The following is a 23,875-nucleotide window of genomic DNA, read 5'->3' on the forward strand; positions in this document are numbered from 1 at the left end:
CGCTCTACCGTGTCAGCGCCTATTGATTGCCGTCCAATACCAAATTAAGGTCGGATCAAGACAGCTGATTAATGAATGGGGGCGGGCTCGTGGAGCTGCGTCATCTCACCGCGTTCACCGCCGTCGCCGAAGAGCTGCACTTCGGCCGGGCCGCCAAGCGGCTTCAGATGGCGCAGCCGCCGCTGAGCCAGCAGATCCGGCAGCTGGAGAAGGAGCTCGGCGTCCAGCTCTTCGAGCGCAACACCCGCTCCGTGCGCCTCACGACTGCGGGGGAGTCCTTCCTCGAACCCGTACGGACCGTGCTCGACGACCTCGACACCGCGGTGCGGGCCGCGAAGGCGGCCGGGCGCGGGGAGTTCGGCCGGGTCACCATCGGGTTCGCGGGCGCCTCCAGCCACGAGACACTGCCCCGCCTCACCCGCGCCGTACGGGCCGCGCACCCGGCCATCGAACTGGTCATGAAGGGCCAGACGTACGCCAACGTCGCGCTCGACCGGGTCGCGGACGGCTCGCTCGACCTCGGCTTCGTGCGGCTCCCGGTGACGCAGCCGGGCGTGGCCCACCGGGTCATCGACGAGGAGGAGCTGCTGTGCGCGCTGCCCTCCGACCACCACCTCGCCGCGCTCGACGAGATCCCCATCGGCATCCTCGCCGAGGAGCCCTTCGTCTCCTTCCCCGCGAACGCCGGGTCCACGGTCCGCGACGCGATGGTCGAGACCTGCGAGGCGGCGGGCTTCAACCCGCGTGTGGTGCAGGAGGCCCCCGACTCGTACACGATCCTGGCGCTCGTCGCGGCGGGCGTCGGCGTCACGCTCACGGTGTCCTCGGTCCGGCACATCCAGCAGACCGGGCTCGTCTACCGGCCCCTCGCGGGGCCGCCCATCCGGCGCCAGGCGGCCCTCGCCTGGCGGGCCGACAACCCCTCTGCCGCGCTGCGTGCGGTGCTCGCGGTCTGCGAGGAGGCGCTGCCGACTCCCGGAAGCGCTGAGGGAGAGGTTGCGGGATCGAGAGATTGAGACGTCATCCGTCTTGATGGATCGAAAACTTGGTATTGGACCGACTCAGCGGTCGGGTGCGATGGTCGGCTCACCTCCCTGAGCCGCCCGAAAGGTGTTCCGCCGTGCCTGAATCCCCGCACGACCAGGCCGATGTCGTCATCTGCGAACCACTGCGCACCCCCATCGGGCGCTTCGGCGGCGCCTTCGCCCGGCAGACGCCGGCCGCCCTCGCGGCCCGCGTGATCTCCGAGCTCGTCGCCCGCACCGGGATCGACCCTGACCGGGTCGACGAGGTGATCCTCGGGCAGGCCTATCCCTCCTCCGACGCCCCGGCCATCGGCCGCGTCGCCGCGCTGGATGCCGGCCTTCCCGACTCCGTCACCGGCGCCCAGATCGACCGGCGCTGCGGGTCCGGGCTGCAGGCCGTCCTCGACGCCGCCATGCAGATCAGGGCCGGGTTCAGCGAGGTCGTGATCGCCGGCGGCGTCGACGTGATGAGCGCCGCCCCGTACTACACGCACGACGGCCGCTGGGGCATCAAGGGCCCGGGGCTCCAGCTCCACGACTCCCTCGCACGCGGCCGGGTCACCGCGGGCGGCATCCACCACCCCGTGCCCGGCGGCATGATCGAGACCGCCGAGAACCTGCGCCGCGCGTACGCCATCAGCCGCGCCGACCAGGATGCCCTCGCCCTGCGCTCGCAGCAGCGCGCGGCCCGTGCCATCGAGGAGGGCCGCTTCGACGCGGAGACCGTGCCCGTCACCGTACGGGGCCGCAAGGGTGACACCGTCGTCAGCGCCGACGAACACCCGCGCCCGGACACCACCGCCGAGCAACTCGCCGCGCTGCGGCCCATCATGGGTAAGACCGACGCGGAGGCCACCGTCACCGCCGGCAACGCCAGCGGCCAGAACGACGCGGCCGCCGCCTGCCTCGTCACCAGCTCCGCCACCGCCGAACGGCTCGGGCTCACCCCGCTGGTCCGCCTCGTCTCCTTCGCCCGCGCCGGTGTCCCCGCCGCGACCATGGGCATCGGCCCCGTCCCGGCCACCCGCGCCGCCCTGGAGCGCGCCGGACTCACCCTCGCCGACCTCGACCTGATCGAGCTCAACGAGGCGTTCGCCGCCCAAGTCCTCGCCTGCACCCGCGAGTTGGGCCTCGGCGAGAAGGACCACGAGCAGCGCATCAACGTCAACGGCTCCGGTGTCTCCCTCGGCCACCCCGTCGGCGCCACCGGTGCCCGCATCCTCGCCACGCTCGCCCGCGAGATGCAGCGCAGCGAAGCGCGCTACGGCCTGGAGACCATGTGCATCGGCGGCGGCCAGGGCCTCGCCGCGGTCTTCGAGCGCATCGCCGCGTAACAACTCCCCATGTTTCGCAGCAGTTCCCCGTCCCCATCCGCTTGATCAACGACGTTCACGGAGCGACCCATGAGTGCGTCCACCGCCACCTCACGTGCGGAGACCAGAACCGCCAACAGAGCGGGATTCGGTGCCTTCGTCGGCTCCACCATCGAGTGGTTCGACTTCTACATCTACGGCACCGCGGCGGCGCTCGCCTTCGACAAGGTGTTCTTCCCCGAACTGGACGGCGCCGTCGGCACGTTGGTCGCCTTCGCCACCTTCTGGGTCGGCTTCCTCGCCCGCCCGATCGGCGGCATCGTCTTCGGTCACTTCGGCGACCGCCTGGGCCGCAAGAAGACACTCGTCATCACGCTGCTCATGATGGGCATCTCCACCACCGCGATCGGCCTGCTGCCGAGCTACGCGTCCATCGGCGTCGCCGCGCCGATCCTGCTGGTCTGCATCCGCATGATCCAGGGCATCGGCCTCGGCGGCGAGTGGGGTGGCTCCGTCCTCATCGCCTCCGAGAGCGCACCCAAGGGCAAGTCGGTGCTGTACGGGGCGTTCGCCCAGCAGGGCTCGCCCGTCGGCAACACCCTTGCCACGCTGAGCTTCCTGGCCATCAGCCAGCTGCCCGACGACTCCTTCGTGTCCTGGGGCTGGCGCGTGCCGTTCCTCGCCTCCGCGGTCCTCGTCCTGGTGGGCCTGCTGGTCCGCCTCAAGGTCGCCGAGTCCCCGGCCATGGCCAAGCTCATCGAGGAGAAGGAAGTCGTCAAGCTCCCGCTCACCGAGGTGCTGCGCAGCCACCCCGGCCTGATCGCCCTCGGCATCGGCGCCTGCACCATCGGCCTGTCCGCGACGTACTTCAAGTCGACGTTCGCCCTGTCGTGGGCGACCACGTCGCTCGACTTCGACCGCAGCACCTTCCTGACGATCATCCTCGTCGCCAACATCACGCAGGTCATCGTCCAGCCCTTCGGAGCCGTGCTCGCCACCAGGATGAAGAGCTGGGCCCGCGCGGTCACCGTCATGCTGGTGCCCGAACTGGTCCTCCTGCCGGTGATGTTCCTGCTGATCAGCACCAACAACTACGGCCTCGCGATGCTCGGCGTCGCCGTCGCCACCATCCCGCACTGCCTGTACTACGCGGCCCTCGCCGGCATGCTCGCCAGCCGCTTCCCCGCCCACCTGCGCTACACGGGCATCTCCCTGTGCTACCAGCTGTGCGGCACGATCCTCGGCGGCACGACCCCGATCGTCGGCCAGTTCCTGCTCAACCGGACGGGATCCATCAGCGCGGTCATCGCCTACGCCCTGTTCCAGGTCGCGTTGACGCTGGGCTGCATGCTGCTCCTGCTCAAGCGCCCCAACCACGACGAGCTGGCACTTGAAGCCCCGCTTGAGGACGAGAGCCGGCGGGGTCCGGGGCGGAGCCCCGCGACCGCAACCCCGAACGGAGCCGACTCATGCCTCTGACCGTGCACGGCATCCCGGAGATTCTCCGCCTCGCCGGACGCGACCTCGGGCACTCCGACTGGAAGGAGATCACCCAAGAACTCATCGACGCGTACGCGTACGTCTCCGGGGACCACCAGTGGATCCACACGGACGTCGAGCGCGCCGCGTCGGGGCCGTACGGGCGCACCATCGCCCACGGCTACATGGTGCTCAGCTGGGGCATCCCGATGTTCGGCGAGCTGCTCCAGGTCAAGGGTGTGGGCCGGGCGCTCAACTACGGGGTCAACCGGGTCCGTTACCCGGCTCCCGTGCCCGTCGGCAGCCGCGTGCGGCTGCATGCCTCCGTCACCGAGGTGACGGAGGTCGCGCGGGGCGGTGTGCAGATGACGCGGGCGTTCACCTTCGAACTGGAGGGCTCCGAGAAGCCCGCGTGTGTGGCGGAGTCGCTCACGCACTTCTACCCGTAGACGGCTGGTGTCTCAGTCGCGGTCCAGCGGGGCCGGCCGTTTCACGGAGGAGAGCACCGTGAGCGCGCCGGACTCCGGGGACGCGAGGGACATCCGCTCCAGTACGTCCAGCACGTGGAAGGCGAACTCGCCGGACGCGCGGTGCGGGCCGCCGTCCAGGTGCCGGGCCAGGTCGAGGACGCCGAGTCCGCGGAACGGTCCGGTGGCGGGCGCCTTCGCCTCGGTGACGGCGGGGAGTTCGCTCCACTCGGTGTCACCGCGGCGCTTGACGCGCACCGGGCGGTCGAAGGTGTTGGGGTCGGGCAGGGAGAGCGTGCCGCCGGTGCCGTAGATCTCCAGGTGTGGCAGCTCGGTGTCCCACACGTCGAAGGAGTACATCACCGTCGCCAGCACCCCCGAGTCGAAGCGGAGGATGGAGGTGGCGTGCGTGGGCACCTCCACCGGCACCGACTCGACGGTCCGCTCGGGGGCCGTCACCGCGAGCTCTTTCTCGGCCATCGTGTTCGCGCCCATGACGTCGCGCACCGGGCCCAACAGGTTGACCAGGGCGGCCACATGGTACGGACCCCAGTCGAGGACAGGACCGCCGCCCGCCTGGAAGAAGAAGCCGGGGCTCGGGTGCCAGGCCTGGACCCGGCTGGAGCGCACGAAGCTCGTCGCGGCGAACGGCGTGCCGATCAGGCCCTGGTCGATCGCGGCGCGCGCCGTCTGCCCGGCCGTGCCGAGGAACGTGTCCGGCGCGCCGCCCAGTGTGCGGCCCGTCTCGGTCGCGGTCTCCAGGTTGGCGCGGGCCAGCTCGGTGGTCGCGGCCAGCGGCTTCTCGGTGTAGACGTGCTTCCCGGCGCGCAGGGCGGCCTCGTTGAGGGCCGCGTGCACGGCGGGCGGGGTGATGTTGACGACGATCTCCACGTCGTCGTCGGCAAGGAGTTCCTCGGTGGTGCCCGCGGCCGGGATGCCGAACTCGGCCGCGGCCGTGCGGGCCCGCTCCAGGTCCACGTCGGCGACGCGGGTGACGGTCAGCTCGGGGAGGGTGGCGATGCCGGCGGCGTAGGCACGGAAGATCGAACCGGTGCCGAGTATGCCGACGTTGACGCTGCGGCTCATGAGGGTGTGACGTCCCTTCGGGCGGGGTGGGTTCGGGGGACGAGACCTCCGCCGGGAAGCACACGATCTTGTGTCAATCAAACACCGGGCTCGGGGGATGTCAAGGGTGCGCGCGTCGACTCATGAGGCCGGGACGCCCTGTGCGCCCCGGCCCAGGTGACGCTCCATCAGGTCCACCACGCCGTCCGGTGAGAGCACGTGTTCCACCGCGAGGACGGTGCCACCGACCCGTCCGGCCCGGTCGGCGAGGGTGCTCGGTTCGAGGACGAGTCTGCGGGTGGCCAGGGGGAGTGCCTGGCGGTAGACGACCGAGCGCACCCCGGCGAGCAGTTCGTCGCCCGCGCCGGCGAGGGCTCCGCCGAGGACCACGCGGGCCGGGTTGTAGACGTGCAGCAGCAGGGCCACCACCTCGCCGATCCGCTCGGCTCCCGCGCGGACGACGCGCAGTGCCTCGGGGTCGCCGTGGGCCACGAGGCGGGCCAGGTCGCCGGTGCCGCTCAGCTCCGAACCCATGCTGTCCCGGGCCGCGTTGAGGTGGCGGATCATCACCGCCGCCGAGGCGACCGCCTCCACGCAGCCGCTCTTCCCGCACCGGCACACCACCTTCGAGGCGCCGCCAGAGATGACCGGAAGGTGTCCGATGTCGCCCGCGGCGCCGTCCGCCCCGCGGTGCAGTTCGCCGTCGGCGGAGATCAGGCCGCCCCCGATGCCCGTCGACACCTTCACGAACAGCAGCGGGAGTTGGTCCTCGGGCAGGCTGCGGGCCTCGCCCAGCGCCATCAGGTTCACGTCGTTGTCGACGAGCACCGTGCAGCCGAAGCGCTCCGCGAGTGCGTCGCCCACGGGGTACCCGTCCCAGCCCGGCATGATCGGCGGCCGGACGGGGGACCCGGCGGCGTGATCGACGGGCCCCGGAAGGCCGACCGCCACCGCGCACAGCGGAACACTTCCGTCGGCCGCCGAGGTGAGCAGCTCGCGCAGGGCCGCCTCCACCTCCCCGAGCACCGCCCCGGGGCCCTGCGCCAGATCCACGGCTATGTGGCCGGTGGCGAGGGGGTTCTGCGAGAGGTCGGCGACGGCGAGGCGGGCGTCGCGTGCCCCGATGTCCACCGCGGCCACGAGCCCCGCCCGTGGGTTGAGCGTCAGGAGCTGGGGCGGACGCCCCCGACCGGCGCGGGCGGCGCTCCCGCCCTCGGACACCACACCGGCCTCGATCAGCGCGTCCAGGTGCCGGGTGACGGTCGAGCGGGCGAGGCCCGCACGTTCCACCAGGTCACCGCGGTGCACGGCGGTGCCGGACGCGATGAGGCGGGCCAGGGTGGAGTACAGCAGCCCGCCGCCGTCCCGGAACCGCAAGGTGGGCACGGAGAGTCGGGCGCGGGGGAGTGTCGAGGTGGACATGGCTGCATACCGTACGCGCTCATCTCCATTTATGACTCTCAAGATGCAGTAACTTTCCCTTGTCAGGGCCAAATTGAATGTCCTACGTTCAAGACCGGGACGAGTTACCTCCGCCGACGGAGTGCACGACGCCATGTGTGTCACATACGTCGTATGTGTCACGTACGTCATGTGTGTCATGTGTGTCATGTGTCGACGTCGAAAGGAGGGCGGCCGCGATGGCCCCGCCCGCACCACCAAGCCCTGACCCGACGGCCGTTCAGGTCCGCTCCGCGATCGTCGGTGCGGGCATGATCGCAGAGGTGCACCGCCGCTCCGTCCGCACCGCCGGAGGCCGGCTGACCGGTGTGCTCGCCTCCACTCCGGAGCGTTCCGTGCAGGTCGCCGCCGGCTGGTCGGCGCCCGGTCAACCCGTCGCCGCCTACGGTGACTTCGACGACCTGCTCGCAGACGCGGACGTCGACGTCGTGCACATCTGCACCCCCAACCGCACCCACGCCGCATACGCCGAACGCGCCCTCGCGGCAGGGAAGCACGTGGTGTGCGAGAAGCCCCTGGCGACCTCCGTGGCCGACGCCGAACGCCTGGCGCAGGCCGCCGAGCGGGCCGGAACCGTCGCCGCCGTGCCGTTCGTGTACCGCTACCACCCCCTCGTACGGGAACTGCGCAGCCGGGCCCGTGCCGGGGAGTTCGGCAACTGGCATCTGCTGCACGGCAGTTACCTCCAGGACTGGATGCTCGACCCGGACGCGTCCGGCTGGCGCGTGGACCCGGCGGCCGGGGGAGAGTCCCGCGCCTTCGCCGACATCGGCTCGCACTGGTGCGACCTCGTCGAATGGGTCACCGGCGAACGCTTCACGGAACTGACCGCGCACCGTACGGTCACGGTCCCGGAACGGCCCGGCACGGAGGTCAAGTCCTTCGCGAGGGTGGCCGGTTCAGGGGAGCGGGCCACCGTCACCACCGAGGACGCCGCCGCGCTGCTCCTGCGCACCGAGAACGGGGCGCTCGCCTCCACCGTGGTGTCCCAGGTCTCCGCGGGCCGCAAGAACCGCCTCTGGTTCGAACTCGACGGCTCCGCCGGCAGCGCCGTCTTCGACCAGGAGAACCCCGACACCCTCTGGCTCGGCGGCGATGACTCCTCCCGCATCCTGCACCGCGGCGCGGGACACTCCTCTCCCGAGCAGCGTCGCCTCAACGTCGTCCCGCCCGGTCACCCGCAGGGCTACGTCGACTGCTTCGCCGCGTTCGTCGCGGACGTGTACGCGGCCGTCACCACCGGCGAGGCACCCGAAGGGCTCCCGCTCTTCGACGACGGGCTGCGCTCCGCCCGCCTCGTCGACGCCTTCCTGACCTCATCCGCCAACGGCGCCTGGACAAAGGTGAACTGACAGATCATGAGTGACATCAAGCTCGGCATGCTCACCGCCTGCCTGCCCTCCTGGGACCTCGACAAGATCGCGGAATACGCCTCCGGCCGCGGCTACCAGGCTCTGGAGGTCGCGGTCTGGCCCGGCACCGGAGGCCGCGACTTCGAGGCCGCCCACCTGCCCGTCGCCACCTTCAACGGCGAGGACGAGGAACGCACCCGCGCCCTCCTCGACCGACACGGCCTGGAGATCTCCGCACTCGCCTACTACGAGAACCACCTCCACCCCGACCCCGACCAGCGCGCCGCCTACGGAACCCACCTCAAGCACGCCATCGACTCCGCGCAGCGCCTCGACATCCCGTACGTGGGCACCTTCGTCGGCCGCGACTGGACGAAGCCGGTCGCCGAGAACCTCGCCGAAGCCGAGCGCATCTTCCCGGAGTTGGTGGACTACGCGGGCGAACGCGGCGTCAAACTCATCATCGAGAACTGCGTGATGGAGGGCTGGCACCCCGACGGCTACCCCGGCAACCTCGCCTACTCCCCGGAGCTGTGGGAGTGGATGTTCGACCTGGGTCTGTACCTCAACTGGGACCCCTCGCACCTCACCTGGATCGGCATCGACCCGGTCGAGACCATCGCCCCGTACGCGGACCGGATCGTGCACGCCCAGGCCAAGGACGTCGAACTGCGCCCGCACGACCGGCAGCGCTACGGCCACTTCGGGCCCGCCCGCGACCGCTCCAAGAACGCCTGGGACATGGGCTGGTGGCGCTATCGCGTCCCCGGGCGCGGCCAGGTCGACTGGGGCACCGTCCTCGACCGCCTCTACGAGCACGGCTTCACCGGCACCCTCTCCGTCGAGCACGAGGACCCCGTCTGGGGCGGCACCCCCGAGAAGGTCGTCCAGGGACTCGACATCGCCCACAGCACGCTCCGCCCCCTCATCGTCGACTGACATCGCCCATCGTCTCGGAGGACCCGCACCCATGACCGCAACGAACGCCCCCACCGGCACCCTCGCCGTCCAGCTGTTCAGCCTCCGCGAGGACCTGGAAAAGGACCGCGCCGGCACCCTCATCCGGCTCGCCGGCCTCGGCTACCGGCATGTCGAGCCCTTCGGCTTCGGAGACTGGCGCACCCCTGCCGAAGAGCGTCTCGCCAAGGCCCGTGCCCTGCGCGCGGACCTGGACGCGGCGGGCCTGTCCGTCTGCTCGCTGCACGCGTCCCTCGCGGCCGAGGGCCTCGACACCCTCGCCGAAGAGTGCCGGATCCTCGGCACCGACACCGTCTTCATCCCGATCCCCGGCGTCGTCGAGGGCTTCGACGGCGGGGACCACTTCGGCCGTGACGTGTTCGGCGACCTGGACACCCTGACCCGGTTCGCCGCCCGTGTCGACGAGGCCGCCACCGAACTGGCCGGGCACGGCATCCGGCTCGGCTACCACAACCACGAGCTGGAGTGGACGACGCTGTCCGACGGCCGCCACGGGTACGACGTGTTCTGGGAGCTGGTCGGCCCGCAGGTCGTCGCCGAACTCGACGTCTACTGGGCGACCGTCGCGGGCCAGGATCCGGCGGCGGTGCTGCGTGCGCTCGACGGGCGGGTGGTGGCCGCGCATCTCAAGGACGGCAAGGCGGTGCGCCAGGAGCCGCAGACTCCGATCGGTACGGGTGACGTCGACGTCCCCGCGGCCATCGAGGCCGGCGGCGCCGCGATGGCCTGGCACATCGCCGAGATCGATGCCACCGAGTTCGACCGGTTCGACCTCCTGGCCCGCAACCAGAGCGCGCTCATCGAACTGGGCCGCACGCAGGCCTGACCCGCCACGCCGGCCCCACGCCTCGGGGCTCCGCCCCGGACCCCGCGCCTCAATCGCCGGCGGGGCTCAAAAGATCGGGGCTCCGCCCCGGTGTGTCCGCCCGCAGCGGGCGACCGCCGCTGCCTTGGGCAGTCTGCCGCCTTGGGCGGCAGGGTGGGCAAGGCGGCCCCCGGTGCTGCGCAACGAGAACCACAGGCTTCGCCCCGTCGGAGCGGGACACCCCCACGCGTCAGCGCAACCGTCCCGGTCCGGCGTCCCCCCATCCGCCCTGGCTCGCAAGGAGGCGAACCATGGGATCGACCACGCCCGGGACCGACCACACGGCAAGAGCCGACACCGCGTCCGTCCCGCCACCCACCCGCAAGGCCCCGCCCCGGCTGCTCGTCTTTCTGGCGATCGCCCAGGCCGGCCTCTACCTCGCACTTCTCACACCCGTCTACGTCAGCCTCACCCTGAAGCTGCAGACCCTCACCGTCGACGGCGACGCCATCACCGCCCTGGCCACCGTCTCCTCGATCGGCGCGGTCGGCGCCTTCCTCGCCAACCCGGTCTTCGGCCGGATCAGCGACCTGACCACGGGCCGTTTCGGTCGCCGCCGCCCCTGGCTGGTGGCCGGAGCCGCCGGGCTCACCTGCTGCCTGCTGGTGATCGCCCTGGCCCCCAACGTCGCCACCGTCGCCGTGGCCTGGTTCTTCGCCCAGGTCAGCGCCAACGCCGCCCTCGCCGCCTACCTGGCCTCGGTCGCCGACCAGGTGCCGAGCCGTCAGCGCGGCAAGGTCTCCGGTCTCATCGGCCTGATGCAGAACGCAGGTGTGCTGGGCGCCGCGTACGCGGGTCAACTCCTGGGCCGCGACATGCTGTTGCTGTTCATGGTGCCCGGCCTCGTGGGCCTCGCCGCCATGGTCCTGTACGCCGTGATGCTCCCGGACGTCCCGCTGCGCGAGCGCCCGCGGACCGACGGCGGCTGGCGCACCGCGGCCAAGACGTTCTGGGTGAACCCGCGCCAACACCCCGACTTCGCCTGGGCGTTCGCCTCCCGCTTCATGGTGATCCTGGCGTCGTACATGTTCACCACGTTCCGGCTCCTGTACCTGGAGCACCAGCTCGACCTGTCCGCGAGCGAGGCCACCGGGGCGATGGCCACCGGCATCCTCGTCTACACCGTCGCCCTGATGGTCGCCTCGCAGACCGCCGGCTGGCTGTCGGACAAGACGGGCCGACGCAAGGTGTTCGTGGGGGCGGCCACGCTGCTCTTCGGCATCGGCACGTACATGCTGGTGCACGTGGACTCCGTGGGCGCCTTCTACTGGGCGGAGCTGGTGCTCGGCCTCGGCTACGGCATGTACATCGGCGTCGACATCGCCCTGGTCATGGACGTCCTGCCGGACCCGGACAACGCGGCGAAGGACCTCGGTGTCTTCAACGTCGCGAACGCGGGCCCCCAAGCTCTGGCTCCGGGCCTCGCGGGCTTCCTGGTCACCACGGTCGGCGGTGACAGCTACGCGACGATGCTGCATGTGGCCGCGGCGATCTGCGTGGTGGGCGCGCTGGTGGTGATCCCCATCAAGAAGGTGCGCTGAAGGAACGGCCGAGGGCGTGGCACGCATCGCGCGCCACGCCCTCGATTCACCGCACGGGCGGCTGCGTTACTTCTTGACCGGAGTCATCTTCTCCGCGAAGCCCGGGTGCTTCTTCAGCCAGGAGCGCACCGCGTTCTGCTGCTCACCCTTGTCGACCTTGTTGATCATGGACTCAAGCTCCATGAGCTGCTTTTCGCTCATCTTGAAGTTCTTGAGCCAGCCGGCCACCCGCGGGTGCGCGTCGGAGAAGCCCTTGCGGCCGACACCGCGCAGGTCGTCGCCCTTGCCCCAGGCGTGCTTGGGGTCCTTCAGGTTCTTCATGTCGTAGTCGGCGTAGGCCCAGTGCGGGGTCCAGAGGCTGACGACGATCGGCTTCTTCGCCGCGTACGCGCGCTTGAGTTCGGCGAGCATCGCGGGCGTGGAGCTGTCGACGACCTTGAACCTGGAGCGGAGGCCGTAGGCGGGCATGACCTGCTTCTTCAGGAGCGCCGTCAGACCCGCGCTGGCCTCGATGCCGGTGATCTTCCCGCCGAACTCGCCCGCGTGGCTGTTCAGGTCGGCGAGGGAGTCGACGTCCTTCATGTACGCGGGCACGGCCAGCTTGTTCTCCATCTTGCCGGTGTACCAGGTGCCCAGGGACTCGACGTCCTTGCCGTACTTCTTCCAGTACGGCGCGTGGGTGACCGGGAGCGAGGCGTCCGTCTGGAAGTCCACGTCGCCGCGGGACAGCGCGGTCCACAGCGGCCCGAGCTCGAACTGCTTTACCTGCACCTCGTAGCCGCGCCGCTCCAGGGCCTCCTTCCACAGATACGTGGTGGCGGTCGCCTCGTCCCAGGGGATGTAGCCGATGGTGACCTTCTCGCCGTTGCCGACGCCGGACACCGTGGACTTCTCCGTGCCGCCGAAGGCGCCGAGGCCGCCGGCGACGAGCGCGAGGACGACGACGCCGATCCCGGCGAACGCGGGGCGGGGGCGGTGGTTCCAGAGCTGCCGTCCGAAGCCGGTGGTGTGCCGCCGCTCGGCGAGGCGCCGGCCCAGCGGCGAGACCTGGGTGCCGAGCGCGCCGGTCATCCGGTCGAGGTAGACGGCGAGCAGCACGATGGCGATGCCCGCCTCCGCGCCGAGTCCCACGTTGAGCTGGCCGATGGCCTCGTTGACGTCGGCGCCGAGGCCTTCGGCGCCGACCATGCCCGCGATCGCGGCCATGGAAAGGGCCAGCATGATGACCTGGTTGACGCCGGTCATGACGGTGGGCAGCGCCAGCGGGAACTGCACACGCAGCAGCGTCTTGCGGGGCGTTGTGCCGAACGCCTCGGCGGCCTCCACCAGTTCGCGGTCGACCTGGCGGATGCCCAGCTCGGTGAGACGGACGCCGGGCGCCAGGGCGAAGATGAGGGTGGCGACGATGCCCGCGGGGGCGCCACTGCCGAAGAACAGGATCGCCGGGATCAGGTAGATCATCGCCGGCATCGTCTGCATGAGGTCGAGGACCGGCCGCACCGTCGCGCTGACCCGCTCGGAGTACGCGGCCCAGACGCCCACCGGCACCGCGATGACCAGCGCCAGGATCGTGGCGACGAGCACGAGCGACAGCGTCATCATCGCGTGCTGCCACAGCCCGAGGGAGTCGATGAAGGCGAAGCCGACGAAGGAGAGGACACCGGCGAGCAGCCCGCGCAGCCACCACGCGCAGACGGCGAAGATGCCCGCGAGGAGCAGGGGTTGCGGGGCGTCGAGCACGGCGAGGATGCCGTCGTAGCAGCCCTCGAAGATGGCCTTGAAGAAGTCGAAGAGCCAGGCGGCGTTGTTCAGGAGCCAGTTGACGACGGTGTTGACCCAGTCGCCGAAGGGGATTCTAGGCACGAGCGGTCACCGGGTCCCCGGCCGCACCGAGCACGGCCAGCAGCCGCTCCTGGCTCACCACGCCGACCAGTACCTCGTCCTCGACGACGGCGACGGGCTCGGCGGCCCGCTGCGCGCAAGGCGCGAACAGCTCGGCGAGCGGAGTGTCGGGGCCGACGCGTGCGGGTGCCTTGGCGAGGAGTTCGGTGTCGGTGAGGTCCGTGCGGCCCGAGACCGAGCCCGAGCCCGAGCGCAGTGCTTCGGGGGACTCCATGACGGCGCCGGCGGTCAGCACCCGCGAGCGGTCCACGTCCTGGATGAAGTTGGCGACGTAGTCGTCCGCCGGGCGGACCAGGATGTCCTCGGGTGTGCCGTTCTGCACGATGCGGCCGTCGCGCATGACGGCTATTCGGTCGCCCAGGCGCATGGCCTCGTTGAGGTCGTGCGTGATGAAGACGATGGTCTTCTTGAGCTTCTTCTGCAGCACGAGCAGCTGGTCCTGCATGTCACGCCGGATCAACGGGTCGAGGGCACTGAACGACTCGTCCATCAGCAGCAGTTCGGCGTCGGTGGCCAGCGCGCGGGCCAGGCCCACGCGCTGCTGCATGCCGCCGGACAGCTCGTCGGGGAAGGACTTCTCCCAGCCCTCGAGCCCGGTCAGCGCGAGGGCCTCCGCGGCACGCTGCTCGCGCTCCGCGCGCGGCACACCCTGCACCGCGAGGCCGTAGGCCGCGTTCTCGAGCACACTGCGGTGCGGGAACAGCGCGAAGTGCTGGAAGACCATGCTGATCTTGTGGGAGCGGACCGCCCGCAGTTCCTTGGCGGGCAGGGCGGTCAGGTCATCGCCGTCGAACTTCACGTGTCCCGAGGTCGGCTCCGACAGGCCGTTGAGCATGCGCAGCAGCGTCGACTTCCCCGAACCGGACAGACCCATCACGACGAAGATCTTGCCGGATTCCACCGAGAAGGAGGCGTCGATCACGCCGGCGGTGGTCCCTTCGGACCGCAGCTCCTCGCGGTCGGCCCCGGTGCGGAGCCGCTCGACCGCCTCTTCTTGTCGACTGCCGAACACCTTGTACAGGTGCTCCGCCTCCAGCCTGACTGACACGTGAACCTCTATCTCTTCGACCTGCGAAAAGTTGCAGCATCAAGCAACGTTCGTCGGTCGTGGCGCCTGCCCCGCCGCACGCGGCGTAAACGGACGGCCTCCTCCCGTCCATGTGGCCGTCGCCGTCACTACCCCGCGCCGCGCACCCCGAACGCAGGAACTCCACGCCGGGATGGCGGTAATAGCGCAGTACATGAGAGTTGAGCGGGCTGATCGCGGCGCGGGCGGTGCGCCCCGCCAGATCCTCCATGGAGCCGTCCGTGTGCCCGGACAGCTCGTGCCCCGCCCACACCGCGAGGACCCGGCCCTCCGTCAGCACCACGGGACCCACGGTCACATCGGGCTCGACGACCGGCAGCCACAGCACAAGCATGTCGACCTCGCCGCGGCGCAGCGGCCCGTACGGATCGCTGAAGTGGATCTCCTGCAGCCGTACGTCGCATTCGGGGCACAGCTTGCGGAAGTGCCCGATGTGGGAGCGCAGTTCATGGCCAAGCGCGCCCATCACTCCGAGGCTGAGCGCGCCGGAGACACCGCGGGCGGCGGCGGTGGCCTCCGCGATCGCCGCGTCGATGGCGTCCTGCCCCTGGCGCAGGCCCTCGGCCAGGCGCCGACCGATCGGTGTGAGCCGCACCGACCGGCTGGTCGTGGAACCGCTCGTCTCCTACGGGGTCCCGGAGACCTGGTGGCCCCGCCTCGCCGCGGCCAAACTCCTGGGCGCGGCGGGCCTGTTGGTCGGGCTTGCCGTGCCGGCCATCGGGGTCGCGGCCGCGATCGGACTGGCCCTGTACTTCGTCGGGGCGGTGATCACGGTGCTGCGGGTGCGCTCCTACAAGACGGTCGCGTTTCCGGTGCTGTACCTCGCACCGGTGGTCGCCACGCTTGCTGTGGGGTGGTAGGTGAGCGCAGCGTGCCGCACCGGCGCGCGCGGTTGTCACGGCCGGCTCTCCGGAGCGTAGAAGTCGGGGCGCTTCGGGATGTCCGTCGTGACGACCCGGCCCGAGGTGCGGGACTCGACGGTGGCGCCGGTGATGACCGTGGCCGCGTAGCCGTCCCAGGCGGAGGGGCCCGTGGGCGCCCGGCCCGCCGTCAGGTGCGCGATCCACTCGCGGAACTCGGTGTCGAAGGCGTCGGCGAAGCGGCCCGTCCAGTCCGGCAGGATCGCCGTGCTGTGCGCGCCCGCCGTGCGCACGCCGACCGCCGCCGGGTCGGGCAGCCGTACGAGGCCCTCCTCGCCGACCGTCTCGCACTGGATGTCGTAGCCGTAACGGCAGTTGACGAAGACCTCCAGGTCGATGCGGACGCCCCGCGCGGTCTCGAAGAGCATGAACTGGGGGTCGGTGAGGTGCGGGAGTTTCCGCGTCGTCGAACGCGGGACGATCACCTGGGCGGAGACGATCTCGTCGTCCAGGAGCCAGCGCAGCACGTCGATTTCGTGCACCGCTGTGTCCAGGGCGGCCATGTCGGAGGTGTACGAGTCCACGGACGAGGCGTTGCGGTGCGCGCAGTGCACCATCAGCGGCGTGCCGATCCGGCCCGCGTCGATGACCTCCTTCATCTGCCGGTAGCCCTGGTCGAAGCGGCGCATGAAGCCGACCTGGACCAGCCGGCTGCCGTGCGCCCGCTCCGCCTCGACGATCTTCAGGCAGTCCTCGGGAGTGGTCGCGAGGGGCTTCTCGCAGAACACGGGCTTGCCCGCCGCGATGGCGTTCAGGACGTGCTCGGCGTGGGTCGGGCCCCACGACGTGACGAGCACCGCGTCGACGTCCTCGGAGGCGATCAGCGAGGCACCGTCGGCGTGCACCCTCGCGCCGGGATGGCGCGCCGCCTCGGCCGCGCGCTCCGCGTCGATGTCGGTCACCGCGGTGACCCGGGCCCCGACGATCACATCGGTGAGCCGCCGGATGTGCTCCTGGCCGATCCAGCCGGCCCCGATGACACCTATGCGCACGGTCTTCTCGTCGGACGTCACCGTTCACCTCACGGAGCTGGGGGCCTGCTTCTGGCCCGAGTACGATCGTCCTTGTTCAAATGTCCTGTCAATGGGTGGTCGGCCGCTCGCGGCGACCCCAGGTACCCGAGAAAGGCCGACCGGTGACACCGAGCCTTCCCGCCGACCCGACCGCGCTGCACCCGATGCCCGAACAGCCCCGGGTCGTCCTCCTCAAGCCCCTGGTCACGTCGCCGCTCATCGAGGTCGGCGAGTTCTCGTACTACGACGACCCGGACGACCCGACCGCCTTCGAGACCCGCAACGTGCTGTACCACTACGGGCCGGAGAAGCTGGTCATCGGAAAGTTCTGCGCGCTGGGGGAGGGGATGCGGTTCGTCATGAACGGGGCCAACCACCGGATGGACGGCCCCTCCACGTTCCCGTTCCCGATCATGGGCGGGTCCTGGGCCGAGCACTTCGACCTCATCACCGGCCTTCCGGGGCGGGGCGACACCGTGGTCGGCAACGATGTGTGGTTCGGCTACGGCGCGATGGTGATGCCCGGCGTCCGCATCGGGCACGGGGCGGTGATCGCGTCGGGGGCCGTGGTCGTCGACGACGTCCCCGACTACGGCATCGTCGGCGGCAACCCGGCCCGTGTCATCCGCCGCCGGTACAGCGAGGCCGACATCGAGCGGCTGCTTGAAGTGGCGTGGTGGGACTGGCCGTTGGAGCACATCACCGCGCACGTACGGGACATCATGTCGGGGAGCGTCGACGACCTGGAGCGGGCCGCGCCGACCGGGTGAACCGGGGTGGCGCGGCCCGCGTCGGTCAGTGCAGGCAGAGACAGAAGGGGTGCCCCGCCGGGTCCGCGTAGACCCGCCAATTGGTGTCGGGACGGATCTGGTCCGTCCGCTCGAGGAGCGTCGCGCCCAGAGCGAGCACCCGCTTCTCGTCCGCTTCGAGATCGTCCACGTCGAAGTCGAGGTGGATCTGCTGCGGGCGCTCCTGGCCCGGCCACTGCGGCGCCTCGTACCCGTCCACCCGCTGGCAGGCGAGGGGCGTCCCCTCGAACCCGACGACGTCGACCCAGTCGGGATCGTCGGGGTCCACGACCACCCGGCCGCCGAGCAGCTCCGCGTAGAACTCGGCGAGCTGTACGGGGTCGGCACAGTCCAGGGCGACAGCCTGCAGTTTTCGAATCACTTCCGGCACTCCTCGCTCATTCGCCGCTTCTGCGACATCCTGCACGCGAAGTGTCGTACCCGCCACCGCGGCGGACACACCCGCCGCGGTGGCATGCGGTCAGCCGCGGCCGATCAAGTCCGGTGCGGGGTCCGCCAGTTGCTCGCCCGCGGCGTCGGTGCCGGTGTCGATACCGGTGCCCGCGGCGATGTCGGAGTTCTCGCCGCCCGCCCGTCGCCACAGCGGCTTCAGCCGGTACGTGAACAGGTACACGATCACCGCGACCCCCGCGGCGACGAGCATGCTGAGGTCACCGGCTCCCGGGTGGGCCGAGGCGAAGGCTCCGGTGTAGATGTCGGACACCCAGAAGGGCACGGAGGCCAGCACGCCGGCCGCCCAGGCCACCAGGCCCCAGTCGACCACCCGGGAGCGGTCGTACAGCTCGGCGATCCTGCGGGGGTCGCCGCGCCCGCCCAGGTAGAAGTCGATCAGGAGCACGGCGGCGAACGGGGCGATGAAGTACGCGGTCAGGTTGAGGAAGACCTTGAACTTGTCCTCCGTGCCGGAGGCGCCCCACAGGCTGATGCCGTAGGCAAGGACGCAGATCCCGGCCACCGCCTGGGTGCGGGTCACGGGGATCTTGAGGGTCTGGACGGAGATCGCGCCGCCGTAGACGTTGAGGAAGTTCTGGGCCAGGGCGGACAGACCCACGGCCACGAGGGCCGGGATGGCGAACGGGCCCATCAGCTGGTGCAGGGCGGTGATGGTGTCGTCGCTGGAGGCGGAGGCGCCGACCACGACGCCCAGGATGCCGAGCCAGGCGATGGTGAGGAAGTTGCCGAGGGCGGTGTACCAGGTGGTCTCCCGGACGACCTTCGCCGTGTCGGGCAGGTAGCGCGAGTAGTCGGAGGCGAAGGGCATCCACGCCACGAGGAACGCCAGGAACCAGCCGCCCAGCGTGATCGAGCCGCCCGCCGTGCCGACATACCCGTCCGCGTGCGGATTCGCCTCGAAGAGGCTGCCGCCGCGGACCACCGCCACGACCGTGATCAGCACGAACAGCGGGGTGAGGACGTACGTCAGCGCCCGCTGAAGGAAATTGATCATGTTGTAGCCGAAGATGGCCACGACGAGCTCGACCACGGTGAGCAGCAGGGCGCACAGCCAGTACGGCAGGTGGCTCAGCTCGGCGAAGGCCTTGCCGCCGAGGATGACCGTGACGGCCGCCCAGCCCACACCGGAGAACACGTTGATATAGGCGACGGGCACGAAGTTGCCGAAGAAGCCCAGCGGCCCCCTCGCCTGGATCTGCTGCGGCACACCCAGCCGGACACCCATGCGGGACATGACGGCCATCAGGACGGCGCCGACACCGGCGCCGACGACGATCGCGCCGGCGGCGGTGGCGAAGCTGAGCCCGAAATACGCGGCGCTGAAGCCGAGCAGGATGACCGGGAAGTTCAGCCCCGCGGCGAACCACACGAAGAACTGTGAACTCGGTTTACCGTGTCGCTCGCTGTCGGGGATGTGGTCGACACCGAACGGCTCGACCTTGGTGACGGCGCTGCCGTAGACGGGCGGGCCCTGGGAATCATGGGTCATGGCGTGCTCCGGGGGACGGGGATGCGGGGGCGGACGCGAGTCACCACGGAAGGGGCGCCGTCTGCGAGATGTCGAAGAAGCCGCCACCGCTGTAGACGAGCGGGGCGAGGTCAGAATGACTCGCCGACACTACACGTCCGGTGAAGACCGTGTGACTTCCGGCCTCCAGGCGCTCCCCGATCTCGACCTCCAGCTGGGCGGCGGAACCGTCGAGGAGCGGGGCGCCGTGCTCGCCGGGCGCCCAGTCGAGGGCGGTGAACTTGTCGGTGCCCTTGCTCGCGAACACCTTCGCCACGTCGAGCTGTCCTGCCGCGAGGATGTTGATGCCGATGTGGGTGGCACGGTGCAGCGCGGGGTGTGTCGACGAGCTGCGCTGGACGCACACCAGGACCATCGGCGGATCCAGCGAGATGCTGGAGAACGCGTTCACCGCGAGCCCCTTCGGCGTCCCGTCGTCGTCCGTGGTCACCACGGTGACACCGGTGATGAACTTGCGGTGCACCCCCTTGACCAGGTCGGCCTCGACGGCTGCCTCGTGCGCCGTCGTGATGATGCCGAGTGCCTCGAGGAGCTGCCGTGAGTCGAAGGTCACGGATTCCTCGGTGACGGTGTCACCGTCGAAGCGGGCGAACGTGGCGCCCGACACCTCGACGGGCCGGCCGGTGGGCGGCACGCCCATGAACGTGTCCGTGTGCCGGCCCGTGCTGCGCCAGCGGACCGCCAGCCGGTCCCCGTCCACGACCAGGTCCTCGATCTCCGTCTGCAGATCGGGGAACGCCGCCCGCACCGCGCTGATGCTCTCCTTGAACCCGGCGCGGTCCTGAGCGGTGCCGGCCGGCCCGCGGCGGCGCACGTAGCCGGGGCTCAACACGGCGTCCAGGGCGTCGACTTCACCCCGGTTCCAGGCCGCGTCCCAGGCGGCGCGGAGGCGGGCGGGGCGGTCGGTGGTGTGTTCCAGGGTGAGTGACATGACGGCTCCATCGATCGGATCGGCCTGCTCTTGCATGGCAGATCTGTTGTATGGCAGTGGACCGTAGGAATCGGGCATCCGCCGTGTCAATGGTTCGGACGAAATTCGCCGCCCCTAAAGCCCTATTACTGGAAAGTGCCAGGTCGGGGGTGGCTATTTGCTGGCACCCCTTGACGGCTCCCTGGGGCACTCTTAGCCTCACTGCCATGGCACAGCAACAATCAGCAGGCCAACAGCTGTGGGCCACGCCCACACGAGGCAGACTGCGCAAGGTCGTGACCGTGGTGGACGAGGTCCTCCTGGAACTGGGGCGGCCGGTCGCGACTCCCGTACGCCGCGTCGCCGTGGCCGCCGTGATCGAGAACCCCTGGGCCGGGCGCGGCTTCGTCGCCGACCTGCAGCCCGAGGTGGAGGACGTCGCGCCCGGCGTCGGCCGCCTCCTCACCGACCGGCTGATCGAGACGCTGGGCGGCGTGGGGCACGTCGAGGCGTTCGGCAAGGCGGCCGTCGTCGGGCTCGACGGGGAGATCGAGCACGGCGGGGCATTGATTCACACCCCCTACTTCGGCAATGTGCTCAGGGAGCTGACCGAGGGCACCTCGATCATCGTGTTCAGCGACGACCGGCTCGCGGCCGGCGAGCCGCTGACCGTCCCGGTGTGGCACAAGACCGCCGCCGCCACCCGCTCCCACTACCAGACCGTCCAGATCCGGGTGCCGGACGCACCGCGCCCCGACGAGATCGTCGTCGTGGCCGCCGCCGCCTCGGGGCCGCGCCCCAACGCCCGTATCGGAGACCGCCGCCAGGACCCCGTGGTCCGCCTCGCCGACTTGGAGACCGCCCGATGAACCTCCGCAAGATCCTGACCTACGTCGAAGACATCCACGCCGAGGGCGGCCGCCCCGTCGACTCGGTGGCGCGCACCGCGGTCGTCCTCGCCGTGATCGAGAACCCGTGGGCCGGCCAGGGCTTCGTCACCGATCTGATGCCCGGCATCGACGAGGTGGCGCCCCAGCTCGGCGAGCTGCTCGCGCCGCGCGTCGTGGAGGCGCTCGGCGCGCCCGTCGAGGCGTACGGGAAGGCCGCCATCGTCGGCCTCGACGGTGAGGTGGAGCACGGCAGCGCCCTGATCCACACGCTGAAGTTCGGCGACCACTTCCGCAAGGCGGCGAACGCCACCACGCTGCTCCCGGCCGTGGAGAAGCGCGCGGCCGCCGGAGGTGTCTTCGACATCCCGCTCAAGCACATCACCGACGCCACCATCCGCTCCCACCACCAGAGCATCGAGGTACGGGTCCCGGACGGCCCGCGCGCCGACGAGATCGTCATCGGCCTCGCCGCCGCGGCCCAGGGCCGCCCGCAGGCCCGCCTCGCCCCGCTCGCCACCGAGCAGTAGGCACCGCCATGGACAAGCCGCCCCTCGTCCTCCTGCACGGCGTCGGCCTCGACCGCACCATGTGGGAGCCCGTCACCGCCCTGCTGGCCGACCGGTTCACGGTGATCGCGATCGACCTGCCGGGGCACGGCGCCCGCCCGCCGGTGCGCGGCGACGTGACCCTGGCGGAGCTCGCCGACGGGGTCGCCGGGCAGATCCCGGCAGGCTCGCACCTGGTCGGGTTCTCGCTCGGCGCCCTGGTCGCCCAGCAACTCGCGCTGCACCGGCCGGAGTTGACGCGCACGCTCACCTCGGTGAGCTCGGTCTGCCGCCGCACCCCCGACGAGCGGGCGGCCGTCCAGGCCCGGCTGCGAGCCGCAGAGAAGAACTTCGCGGCGAGCACCGCGGCGTCCATCGAGCGCTGGTACGCGGGCACCACCGTGCCGGACGAGGTCATCGACCGGACGCGGGCCACGCTGAGCGCCAACGACGTCGACTCCTTCCTCGGCTGCTACCGGGTGTTCGCGGGAGCCGACGCCGAGCTCGGCCCGCGCCTCGGTGACATCACCGTGCCCGCGCTCGCCGTGACCGGCGAGAACGATCCCGGCTCCACTCCGGAGATGACACACCGGCTCGCCGCGGCGCTGCCCTCCTGCCGGGCCGTGATCGTGCCCGGGGCGCGGCACATGCTGCCCGTCGAGCGCCCGGAGGTGTTCACCGAGGCCCTCACGACCTTCCTCACGCAGAGCGCACAGCACATCGACACACAGAGCGCACAGCACACCGACGAGAGCGCACATGGAGACACCGCACATGTCTGAGCCCACGACGCTCACGACCTGGAAGCACTTCATCGGCGGCAGGTGGGTCGAGCCCGCCGCCGGTGAGTACTTCGACAGCACCGACCCGGCCACAGGACGCACCCTCTACCGCGCCGCCCGCGGCACCGCCGCCGACATCGACAAGGCCGTCGCCGCCGCGCGCGCCGCCTTCGAGGACCCGGCCTGGCGCGACCTCAACCAAACCAAGCGGGGCCACCTCCTGCGCCGCCTCGGCGAGCTGATCGCCGAGAACGCCGAGGAACTCGCCCTCATGGAGTCGCGGGACAACGGCAAGCTGCTGCGCGAGATGCGCGGCCAACTCGCCTCGCTCCCCGAGTACTTCCACTACTACGCGGGCCTCGCCGACAAGATCCACGGCGAGACGATCCCCACCTCCGACCGCGCCGTCCTCAACTACACGGCGCGCGAGCCCCTCGGCGTCGTCGGCGCGATCACGCCGTGGAACTCGCCGCTGACCCTGACCACCAGCAAGCTGGCCCCCGCCCTGTGCGCGGGCAACACGGTGGTCGTCAAGCCTTCCGAGTACACCTCGGCCAGTGGCCTGCGCCTGGCGCAGCTCGCCCTGGAGGCCGGCTTCCCGCCCGGCGTCGTCAACGTCGTCACCGGGTACGGCGCCGAAGCGGGAGAGCCCCTCGTCGACCACGAGGACCTCGCCAAGATCTCCTTCACCGGCTCCACGGCGACCGGATCGAAGATCGCCGCGTCGGCCGCGGGCCGCTTCATCGGCTCCACCCTCGAACTCGGCGGAAAGTCCCCGCAGATCGTCTTCGAGGACGCGGACGTGCCGAACGCCGCCATGGGTGTCATCGCCGGTGTCTTCGCCGCGGCCGGGCAGACCTGCATCGCAGGCAGCCGCGTCTTCGCCCACCGCTCCGTCTATGACGAGCTGCTGGAGCGGGTCTGCGAGCGCGCCAAGTCCATCCGCATCGGCGACCCCCTGGACGAGGCCACCGAACTCGGCCCGCTCGCCTTCGAGGCGCAGCGCGACAAGGTCGCCGCCTACGTCGACCTCGGCCGCGAGGAGGGCGCCCGCGTGCTGACCGGCGGCGCGCCCACCGACGGCGGCACGGGCGGCTGCTTCTACGAGCCGACCGTCCTGGTCGACGTCGACAACAGCATGCGTGTGGTCCGCGAGGAGATCTTCGGCCCGGTCGTCGCGATCATGCCCTTCGACACCGAGGACGAGGTCGTCGGCCTCGCCAATGACACCCAGTACGGCCTGGCTGCCGGGATCTGGACCACCAACCTGTCCCGCGCCCACCGGGTCGCGGGCCGCCTCGACGCGGGCACGGTCTGGGTCAACACCTACCGGGCCATGTCCCCGATGTCCCCGCGCCAGGGCTTCAAGGCCAGCGGCGTCGGCGTCGAGCACGGCACCGAGACCATCAAGGAGTACACCCGGCTCAAGAGCGTATGGATCAACACGAGCGAGGAGCCCGTGGCCGATCCGTTCACGATGCGGAGCTGAG

22 protein-coding genes and 1 pseudogene are annotated in these 23,875 nt (G+C 70.7%); 14 read left to right on the plus strand and 9 right to left on the minus strand.

Annotation, left to right across the window (positions count from 1 at the left end):
- The first annotated feature begins 89 nt into the window (after positions 1-89).
- From ACIRHA_RS02735 to ACIRHA_RS02750, 4 genes are all read left to right on the plus strand, one after another.
- Positions 90-1,016 (plus strand): LysR family transcriptional regulator, encoded by a 927-nt coding sequence (locus ACIRHA_RS02735; RefSeq protein WP_403839091.1) that lies wholly within the window; start codon positions 90-92, stop codon positions 1,014-1,016.
- Between the two features lie 104 nt (positions 1,017-1,120).
- Positions 1,121-2,359, plus strand: a complete 1,239-nt coding sequence (locus ACIRHA_RS02740) for an acetyl-CoA C-acetyltransferase (RefSeq protein WP_403839093.1) — start codon at positions 1,121-1,123, stop codon at positions 2,357-2,359.
- A 69-nt stretch (positions 2,360-2,428) separates the two neighbouring features.
- Positions 2,429-3,817: an MFS transporter gene (locus ACIRHA_RS02745; RefSeq protein WP_403839095.1), complete on the plus strand. Its 1,389-nt coding sequence runs from the start codon at positions 2,429-2,431 to the stop codon at positions 3,815-3,817.
- The gene (locus tag ACIRHA_RS02750; protein ID WP_403839097.1) at positions 3,808-4,266 is read left to right on the plus strand and encodes a MaoC family dehydratase; all 459 of its coding nucleotides are present in this window, start codon (positions 3,808-3,810) and stop codon (positions 4,264-4,266) included. The genes ACIRHA_RS02745 and ACIRHA_RS02750 overlap by 10 nt, the downstream gene beginning before the upstream one ends.
- 12 nt (positions 4,267-4,278) lie before the next feature.
- Here ACIRHA_RS02750 and ACIRHA_RS02755 read toward each other — a convergent pair whose 3' ends face one another.
- Entirely contained in the window at positions 4,279-5,370 is a 1,092-nt protein-coding gene (locus ACIRHA_RS02755) for a Gfo/Idh/MocA family protein (protein WP_403839099.1), read from the minus strand.
- A 120-nt stretch (positions 5,371-5,490) separates the two neighbouring features.
- Positions 5,491-6,771 (minus strand): ROK family protein, encoded by a 1,281-nt coding sequence (locus ACIRHA_RS02760; protein ID WP_403839101.1) that lies wholly within the window; start codon positions 6,769-6,771, stop codon positions 5,491-5,493.
- A 218-nt stretch (positions 6,772-6,989) separates the two neighbouring features.
- Between ACIRHA_RS02760 and ACIRHA_RS02765 the strand changes: the two genes are divergently transcribed.
- The 4 genes from ACIRHA_RS02765 to ACIRHA_RS02780 all read left to right on the plus strand — a co-directional run bounded on the left by ACIRHA_RS02765 (position 6,990) and on the right by ACIRHA_RS02780 (position 11,546).
- Entirely contained in the window at positions 6,990-8,162 is a 1,173-nt protein-coding gene (locus ACIRHA_RS02765) for a Gfo/Idh/MocA family protein (RefSeq protein ID WP_403839103.1), read from the plus strand.
- Between the two features lie 6 nt (positions 8,163-8,168).
- Positions 8,169-9,101, plus strand: coding sequence for a sugar phosphate isomerase/epimerase family protein (locus ACIRHA_RS02770; RefSeq protein WP_403839105.1), 933 nt, complete (start codon positions 8,169-8,171; stop codon positions 9,099-9,101).
- A 31-nt stretch (positions 9,102-9,132) separates the two neighbouring features.
- Positions 9,133-9,966 (plus strand): sugar phosphate isomerase/epimerase family protein, encoded by an 834-nt coding sequence (locus ACIRHA_RS02775; RefSeq protein ID WP_403839107.1) that lies wholly within the window; start codon positions 9,133-9,135, stop codon positions 9,964-9,966.
- Positions 9,967-10,256: 290 nt separating this feature from the next.
- Positions 10,257-11,546 (plus strand): MFS transporter, encoded by a 1,290-nt coding sequence (locus ACIRHA_RS02780; RefSeq protein ID WP_403839109.1) that lies wholly within the window; start codon positions 10,257-10,259, stop codon positions 11,544-11,546.
- 66 nt (positions 11,547-11,612) lie between these two features.
- On the opposite strand, the gene ACIRHA_RS02785 is transcribed toward ACIRHA_RS02780, so the two are convergent.
- The 3 genes and pseudogenes from ACIRHA_RS02785 to ACIRHA_RS02795 all read right to left on the minus strand — a co-directional run.
- Positions 11,613-13,409 carry an ABC transporter permease/substrate binding protein gene (locus tag ACIRHA_RS02785; protein ID WP_403839111.1) on the minus strand — a complete coding sequence of 599 codons (1,797 nt, stop codon included), beginning with the start codon at positions 13,407-13,409 and terminating at the stop codon, positions 11,613-11,615.
- A complete protein-coding gene (locus ACIRHA_RS02790; protein WP_403839113.1) occupies positions 13,402-14,496 on the minus strand; it encodes a glycine betaine/L-proline ABC transporter ATP-binding protein in 1,095 nt (364 codons plus the stop codon). The genes ACIRHA_RS02785 and ACIRHA_RS02790 overlap by 8 nt, the downstream gene beginning before the upstream one ends.
- Before the next feature lie 286 nt (positions 14,497-14,782).
- Positions 14,783-15,001: pseudogene (locus tag ACIRHA_RS02795) on the minus strand (LysR family transcriptional regulator); the annotation flags it as partial.
- Between the two features lie 43 nt (positions 15,002-15,044).
- Between ACIRHA_RS02795 and ACIRHA_RS02800 the strand changes: the two are divergent.
- Complete coding sequence (locus ACIRHA_RS02800; RefSeq protein WP_403839115.1) at positions 15,045-15,395, plus strand: DoxX family protein; 351 nt, start codon at positions 15,045-15,047, stop codon at positions 15,393-15,395.
- Positions 15,396-15,430: 35 nt separating this feature from the next.
- Here ACIRHA_RS02800 and ACIRHA_RS02805 read toward each other — a convergent pair whose 3' ends face one another.
- Positions 15,431-16,468, minus strand: coding sequence for a Gfo/Idh/MocA family protein (locus tag ACIRHA_RS02805; RefSeq protein WP_403839117.1), 1,038 nt, complete (start codon positions 16,466-16,468; stop codon positions 15,431-15,433).
- A 164-nt stretch (positions 16,469-16,632) separates the two neighbouring features.
- On the opposite strand from ACIRHA_RS02805, the gene ACIRHA_RS02810 reads away from it, so the two are divergent.
- The gene (locus ACIRHA_RS02810; protein WP_403842062.1) at positions 16,633-17,238 is read left to right on the plus strand and encodes a CatB-related O-acetyltransferase; all 606 of its coding nucleotides are present in this window, start codon (positions 16,633-16,635) and stop codon (positions 17,236-17,238) included.
- 25 nt (positions 17,239-17,263) lie between these two features.
- On the opposite strand, the gene ACIRHA_RS02815 is transcribed toward ACIRHA_RS02810, so the two are convergent.
- From ACIRHA_RS02815 to ACIRHA_RS02825, 3 genes are all read right to left on the minus strand, one after another.
- Positions 17,264-17,638, minus strand: coding sequence for a VOC family protein (locus ACIRHA_RS02815; RefSeq protein ID WP_403839119.1), 375 nt, complete (start codon positions 17,636-17,638; stop codon positions 17,264-17,266).
- Positions 17,639-17,737: 99 nt separating this feature from the next.
- Positions 17,738-19,219, minus strand: coding sequence for a purine-cytosine permease family protein (locus tag ACIRHA_RS02820; RefSeq protein WP_403839121.1), 1,482 nt, complete (start codon positions 19,217-19,219; stop codon positions 17,738-17,740).
- Positions 19,220-19,259: 40 nt separating this feature from the next.
- A complete protein-coding gene (locus ACIRHA_RS02825; protein ID WP_403839123.1) occupies positions 19,260-20,189 on the minus strand; it encodes a flavin reductase in 930 nt (309 codons plus the stop codon).
- A 206-nt stretch (positions 20,190-20,395) separates the two neighbouring features.
- Between ACIRHA_RS02825 and ACIRHA_RS02830 the strand changes: the two genes are divergently transcribed.
- Genes ACIRHA_RS02830 through ACIRHA_RS02845 form a run of 4 tightly spaced genes read left to right on the plus strand, consistent with a single transcriptional unit; the run spans position 20,396 to position 23,874 of the window.
- Entirely contained in the window at positions 20,396-21,037 is a 642-nt protein-coding gene (locus ACIRHA_RS02830; RefSeq protein ID WP_403839125.1) for an amino acid synthesis family protein, read from the plus strand.
- The gene (locus tag ACIRHA_RS02835; RefSeq protein ID WP_403839127.1) at positions 21,034-21,585 is read left to right on the plus strand and encodes an amino acid synthesis family protein; all 552 of its coding nucleotides are present in this window, start codon (positions 21,034-21,036) and stop codon (positions 21,583-21,585) included. Before ACIRHA_RS02830 ends, ACIRHA_RS02835 begins: the two co-directional genes overlap by 4 nt.
- An 8-nt stretch (positions 21,586-21,593) precedes the next feature.
- Complete coding sequence (locus ACIRHA_RS02840) at positions 21,594-22,385, plus strand: alpha/beta fold hydrolase (protein ID WP_403839129.1); 792 nt, start codon at positions 21,594-21,596, stop codon at positions 22,383-22,385.
- Positions 22,378-23,874, plus strand: a complete 1,497-nt coding sequence (locus ACIRHA_RS02845) for an aldehyde dehydrogenase (protein WP_403839131.1) — start codon at positions 22,378-22,380, stop codon at positions 23,872-23,874. Before ACIRHA_RS02840 ends, ACIRHA_RS02845 begins: the two co-directional genes overlap by 8 nt.
- Position 23,875: the final 1 nt, after the last annotated feature.

Source organism: Streptomyces sp. NPDC102360 (genome assembly GCF_044766085.1).
Classification (GTDB): domain Bacteria; phylum Actinomycetota; class Actinomycetes; order Streptomycetales; family Streptomycetaceae; genus Streptomyces.

Bases quoted from the DNA above. Each gene is read 5' to 3' on its own strand.
- ACIRHA_RS02830 (WP_403839125.1), top strand. From the start codon at position 20,396: ATGGCACAGCAACAATCAGCAGGCCAACAGCTGTGGGCCACGCCCACA.
- ACIRHA_RS02820 (WP_403839121.1), bottom strand. From the start codon at position 19,219: ATGACCCATGATTCCCAGGGCCCGCCCGTCTACGGCAGCGCCGTCACC.
- ACIRHA_RS02755 (WP_403839099.1), bottom strand. From the start codon at position 5,370: ATGAGCCGCAGCGTCAACGTCGGCATACTCGGCACCGGTTCGATCTTC.
- ACIRHA_RS02765 (WP_403839103.1), top strand. From the start codon at position 6,990: ATGGCCCCGCCCGCACCACCAAGCCCTGACCCGACGGCCGTTCAGGTC.
- ACIRHA_RS02825 (WP_403839123.1), bottom strand. From the start codon at position 20,189: ATGTCACTCACCCTGGAACACACCACCGACCGCCCCGCCCGCCTCCGC.
- ACIRHA_RS02835 (WP_403839127.1), top strand. From the start codon at position 21,034: ATGAACCTCCGCAAGATCCTGACCTACGTCGAAGACATCCACGCCGAG.
- ACIRHA_RS02845 (WP_403839131.1), top strand. From the start codon at position 22,378: ATGTCTGAGCCCACGACGCTCACGACCTGGAAGCACTTCATCGGCGGC.
- ACIRHA_RS02745 (WP_403839095.1), top strand. From the start codon at position 2,429: ATGAGTGCGTCCACCGCCACCTCACGTGCGGAGACCAGAACCGCCAAC.
- ACIRHA_RS02840 (WP_403839129.1), top strand. From the start codon at position 21,594: ATGGACAAGCCGCCCCTCGTCCTCCTGCACGGCGTCGGCCTCGACCGC.
- ACIRHA_RS02775 (WP_403839107.1), top strand. From the start codon at position 9,133: ATGACCGCAACGAACGCCCCCACCGGCACCCTCGCCGTCCAGCTGTTC.
- ACIRHA_RS02810 (WP_403842062.1), top strand. From the start codon at position 16,633: ATGCCCGAACAGCCCCGGGTCGTCCTCCTCAAGCCCCTGGTCACGTCG.
- ACIRHA_RS02760 (WP_403839101.1), bottom strand. From the start codon at position 6,771: ATGTCCACCTCGACACTCCCCCGCGCCCGACTCTCCGTGCCCACCTTG.
- ACIRHA_RS02750 (WP_403839097.1), top strand. From the start codon at position 3,808: ATGCCTCTGACCGTGCACGGCATCCCGGAGATTCTCCGCCTCGCCGGA.
- ACIRHA_RS02780 (WP_403839109.1), top strand. From the start codon at position 10,257: ATGGGATCGACCACGCCCGGGACCGACCACACGGCAAGAGCCGACACC.
- ACIRHA_RS02770 (WP_403839105.1), top strand. From the start codon at position 8,169: ATGAGTGACATCAAGCTCGGCATGCTCACCGCCTGCCTGCCCTCCTGG.